Here is a 4,094-nt window from a genome sequence, read left to right on the forward strand (position 1 = left end):
CTTGCACCACCGCCGGGCGCACCGCTTCGAGCACCGCATCGGGGATCGACTCAAGGCGTTTGGCAAGCCGGGCGGCCTGCGCGTTCAGATCGAAGTCCGCCATGTCAGACCACCCAAGCCCGATGTGCCTGCAAGAGCTCATGAACGCCAAAGGGCACCGAGGCGGGCGCGGTGCCGCTCAGCGCGGCCTCGCGGGTCTCATACCAGAAGGCGGCGAGCATGAGCACCGCTTGCCGGATCGTCGCCGGGAGAGGATCGGGAAGGCGCGCGCCGGTGAAGCTCGCGGCATAGGCTTCGGCGGCGTCGATCAGGTGCGACAAAAGCGCATCGTCGAGGTCATGATCAAGGTTGAGCTGGGCTTTCAGCTCGGGCAACGTAACGGAAGACATACTCGAAAACTCGTCAAGAAAGGCATTTGTTATAATATAACATATGCAGTCAACGAGTTGAAGAGTCTCCGAAAAAGTAAATCACGCTTGACGGCAACGAGGAATGTTGGGAAAGCGCGGAGCGTGAGGTGATCCAGCAATTTCCCCGATCACCCTACACACCTCCGGCGCCGTTCAAGCTCGGTGCCAAGTGAATCGGAGAGTATTCAAATGCGGGTATTGAACTGGATCGCCTACTTGTCTTGGGTGCTTGCTGCGCTCTATGTGTTCTTTGCCTTCCAAGATAAGTTCACTTTCGACTTCTTCTTCTTCATAGCGCTGGCGGTCTCGCTTGTGATCTCAGGCGTCGTGTTCTTCGCGTTTAGCCGCGTCATCTTCCTGCTTACGGACATTCGGGATGCCCTCGCGCCGGAGAAGGCCCAGCCTTCGCGTGAGCCCCTGCCGCGCCATCCTCCGGTCTTTCAGCCCGGCACCGGATATGTGCCGGTCACTGACGAAGACGAAGACGCCACGGACGAGCAAGAGGCCGCGAGCGCGGAGTATTTCCGCCTAACCGGCAAGAACTGACGATAAGCTGAGTCTGAAAAAGTTATTTAGCGCCCATCCTGCGCGGACCTCCCCCCGCCGGTCCGGGGAAGGGGCGATTTTCCTCTCCGCCCCCGGAGTCCCATCAAATACATTGCAGTTTTTCAAATATGGCTTTGCTTTTGACAAACTTGATGTTCGGAAAGTATTCAACTCCGACCTTCATTCTAACCTTGTCCTTGCAATCGCACATTCTCTGATCGTAGGTCAGAACATTCGGGCAGTTTCCCACCGACGCAATGGCAATAATATGCAGGTCATCGCACTCATTCGGGATCGCGCCAACTTTCGCAATGATCCTTTCTCTGAGTATATTTTCAAAGGAGTCGACACCAGCCTTGTCCAGCCGAGTTGCCTTCTTGCGGCTAAGCCAATCTATTAATATCCGTTGCAGTTTTTCCTTCTTCCTTAGCTCGTCAAGATATTTCGTTCCACCGAAGAGCACGTGATGCTTGCTTGTCGAATTCATCTCGTGAAAGAAGTAATCTGGATATCCAGCTTGGCCAGCTTTTGTGGGTATGTTCATGTCAACAATTATTTTAGCCATCACAGCGCCTCAAGTATCTTCATATTCTCATCGATGAAAAACTCTCGGTATTCATCGGGCACTTCACTAAAAGAACCATCCGCTTCAATTGTCATGGTTTTAAGGACATTCCTGCCACTCAACTTATCAATGGAGAAAAATAAAACCTGAGCGTCAACCTTTTTGTCATCTTCCGCCAGCGCCTGCTCGACCCTAAAGCGATCAATTATAAAGTCACTGTGTGTTTCAATGACTAAATCAGGAGCTTGATGGGAGTTCTTGTGGATCAGGCTTCCAAACTCGGCTTGAGCGCGGGGGTGAAGATGTAGTTCTGGCTGCTGTATAAACAGAGTTTGTTCCGGACCGGCAACAAGGGAATCAATCACCACTGGAAGGATTTGGCTGACGCCATAGCCCAGTTCATCAATGTAAAAATGCTTTCCAGACTTTCCAAGCGTAATTATAAATGGACGATCTGCGACCTTTGTCTTTACTTCTTCGATGGATATAAAGTCAAAGAGACCGCTTGCCACCCCATAGGAACTCAGCTTGTCTTGGAGCTCAGGGATATACTGAACGACATCCTTTAAGACAAATGGGGCGTGCTCGCCGAATGAGTTAAACCGAGATTGCCCGCCGTGCAGCAAACGCTGCGGCGCTCGGCGTGAAGGACCGTAAGAATATGCCCTAAAAATCTGAGGTGCAACGATGGGATTGAAGCTGGGGGAATTAATGATTTTGCCCGCCACGACTACCGCAGCCACCCTCCAGTCATCTGGTTGAAATGACATTTCCTCAAATTCAATCTCTATCCCCGTTTCAGAGTAGAGAGATTCGATATGAATTTTGCTTAGAATGTCAGGATTCGTGATTAGGTCGCCGACATGAATTTCATCAAAGTGGAAATATCTTAATTTGCTATTCTTGTCCCGAATTATCGTAAAGACGCACTCTTTCGATGCGAATGTAATCCCTGCGATGGATAGTTCCCCATCTATATCTAAATAGGTGATTATCCTTCCAAAGAATTCTGATGGCGTGTCAGCCTCACGCCCTGGCGATGCAGCGAATCCAATAGTAACCCCCACGCCATCAGAGATTCTCCCAACTATGTCAGCAGCGCTGCTAATGGAAGGAATAACGTTCAAGGGATCGAATGAAAAAGTGAAGGATGAGCTGGAAACTATTCGGAAGAGTTGCTGAAAGCTCGATTTTCCCGTGCTATTCTCGCCAATCAGGAAATTCACTTTCTTGAGCTTGTGCCATCCGTCTGGAGCGCCTTTAAAGTTCTCGGAATATGCATGGTAAAATTGATCTTTGCTGCTCACTTTTAAGGCTCCCTCGGCATGAACGGATTTACGTTAGCTATTTGAGCTCGATTCTCAAGCGAGAAGTGACCCGTCGCGCTCATCGCCCGCCCGCTCTTGCCTCTGCTTCACCCGGTCATGGCAGGGTTTGCAAAGGGCTTGCCAGTTGTAACGGTCCCAGAAGAGCGCCTTGTTCCCGCGGTGCGGGGTGATGTGATCGACCACGCTCGCCACCGCCCCGCACATTGCACAACACGGGTGGCAGATCAGGAACGCCGCGCGCTCTTTCTCCCAATCCGAGGTGTAACCCCGTTCGCGTGCCGAGGGGCGCCTTGCATCGTGGCGGCGCTTGCGGGCGCGGTCGGCGTCTTTCTGACAGGTGCAGCGCTCGCCATGCGGCACAAGACGGCCGCAAGCGCAGATATGGGGTGGTCTCGGCATGATCAGCCTTTCGCTTTCAGCCGGTGCAGGCCCTCGCGGTCGAAAGCCGGGTCGAAGCCCAGCTCTTCGATTTCGCGCAGCCGCTCGGGCGTGTAATCGGTGGGGGTGGGACCGCTGGGACCGGCGCTGCTCTCGCCGCCGTTCATCGCGATCAGATGCGCAAGCTTGCCTTCGAGAGCCTGCGCGATCTCGGTGGGTGTTGCGGCCCATGTCTCGGCCGGGGTCCAGCCGAGCCAACCCGTGCCGAAGCGATAGAGCTCGCCATAGGCTTCCGCCCAAGGCTTCGAGGAACCCGAGCCCGGCTTTGCATCCTGCCCGCTCTCTTCCTGCGCCGGTGCGAGGAAAAGCGCCAGAAGCGCACAAAGCGGGGCGGAAACGGCCTCTTTCACCACCGTAATGGGGGCGACGGCGAAAGAGGCCAGAAGAGCCTCGGCGGCGTTGCGATCAACCGCCGAAGCCCGGATGATCGCTTGCACGCTGCGCAGGTCGAATTGACCGAGTGCTAGGAGAAGGCCCGGCCACCCCTCGCGCAGACGTTCAAGCGTCATCGCCGCGCGCAGCGAGGGGCGCAGGACCACGGCCAACCCTCCGTGATACACTGTCACCTCTTCACTGCGCGCAAGCACGGTCATGGCTCAGGCAGCGAGCTTGAGCTTCGCCAGCGCCTCGCCGAGCGTCACGCGACCACCCACCCGGCGCCGGGCGTGCAGCTTGACGATGCCGTTCGCCGCGCCGGTGTAGTCGTCACGCATGATGCTGAACCCGGTATGATCGGCAATCGTGTAGCCCGAGGCGAAGTCACCGAAGACGATGGGGGTTTTGCCCGCGGTGGCATCGTCCATGTCG

At 55.0% G+C, this 4,094-nt stretch carries 7 protein-coding genes; 1 reads left to right on the forward strand and 6 read right to left on the reverse strand.

From position 1 onward, the window contains the following. Positions 1 to 104: 104 nt before the first annotated feature. Positions 105 to 389, reverse strand: coding sequence for a head-tail connector protein (locus CRO22_RS18280; RefSeq protein WP_097071571.1), 285 nt, complete (start codon positions 387 to 389; stop codon positions 105 to 107). Positions 390 to 599: 210 nt separating this feature from the next. Here CRO22_RS18280 and CRO22_RS18285 point away from each other — a divergent pair, with 210 nt between their 5' ends. After that, positions 600 to 956: a hypothetical protein gene (locus tag CRO22_RS18285; RefSeq protein WP_097071572.1), complete on the forward strand. Its 357-nt coding sequence runs from the start codon at positions 600 to 602 to the stop codon at positions 954 to 956. A gap of 103 nt (positions 957 to 1,059) precedes the next feature. On the opposite strand, the gene CRO22_RS18290 is transcribed toward CRO22_RS18285, so the two are convergent. The 5 genes from CRO22_RS18290 to CRO22_RS18310 all read right to left on the reverse strand — a co-directional run. Further along, positions 1,060 to 1,521: a hypothetical protein gene (locus CRO22_RS18290; protein WP_097071573.1), complete on the reverse strand. Its 462-nt coding sequence runs from the start codon at positions 1,519 to 1,521 to the stop codon at positions 1,060 to 1,062. Beyond that, positions 1,521 to 2,828, reverse strand: coding sequence for an AAA family ATPase (locus tag CRO22_RS18295; protein ID WP_097071574.1), 1,308 nt, complete (start codon positions 2,826 to 2,828; stop codon positions 1,521 to 1,523). Before CRO22_RS18295 ends, CRO22_RS18290 begins: the two co-directional genes overlap by 1 nt. 54 nt (positions 2,829 to 2,882) lie before the next feature. Next, entirely contained in the window at positions 2,883 to 3,248 is a 366-nt protein-coding gene (locus CRO22_RS18300; RefSeq protein WP_097071575.1) for an HNH endonuclease, read from the reverse strand. A 2-nt stretch (positions 3,249 to 3,250) separates the two neighbouring features. Further along, on the reverse strand, positions 3,251 to 3,880 hold the full coding sequence (locus CRO22_RS18305) for a phage tail assembly chaperone (protein ID WP_097071576.1): 630 nt from the start codon (positions 3,878 to 3,880) through the stop codon (positions 3,251 to 3,253). A gap of 3 nt (positions 3,881 to 3,883) precedes the next feature. Beyond that, positions 3,884 to 4,094: phage major capsid protein (locus tag CRO22_RS18310; RefSeq protein WP_097071577.1), on the reverse strand; the 211-nt coding region annotated here is incomplete at its 5' end.

The sequence above is a fragment of the Rhodobacter maris genome, from assembly GCF_900217815.1.
In the GTDB taxonomy this organism is placed as follows: Bacteria; Pseudomonadota; Alphaproteobacteria; order Rhodobacterales; family Rhodobacteraceae; genus Rhodobacter; species Rhodobacter maris.

Excerpts from the sequence above, each read along its gene's own strand:
- CRO22_RS18280 (WP_097071571.1), bottom strand. The coding sequence starts at position 389 with ATGTCTTCCGTTACGTTGCCCGAGCTGAAAGCCCAGCTCAACCTTGAT.
- CRO22_RS18285 (WP_097071572.1), top strand. The coding sequence starts at position 600 with ATGCGGGTATTGAACTGGATCGCCTACTTGTCTTGGGTGCTTGCTGCG.
- CRO22_RS18290 (WP_097071573.1), bottom strand. The coding sequence starts at position 1,521 with ATGGCTAAAATAATTGTTGACATGAACATACCCACAAAAGCTGGCCAA.
- CRO22_RS18300 (WP_097071575.1), bottom strand. The coding sequence starts at position 3,248 with ATGCCGAGACCACCCCATATCTGCGCTTGCGGCCGTCTTGTGCCGCAT.
- CRO22_RS18305 (WP_097071576.1), bottom strand. The coding sequence starts at position 3,880 with ATGACCGTGCTTGCGCGCAGTGAAGAGGTGACAGTGTATCACGGAGGG.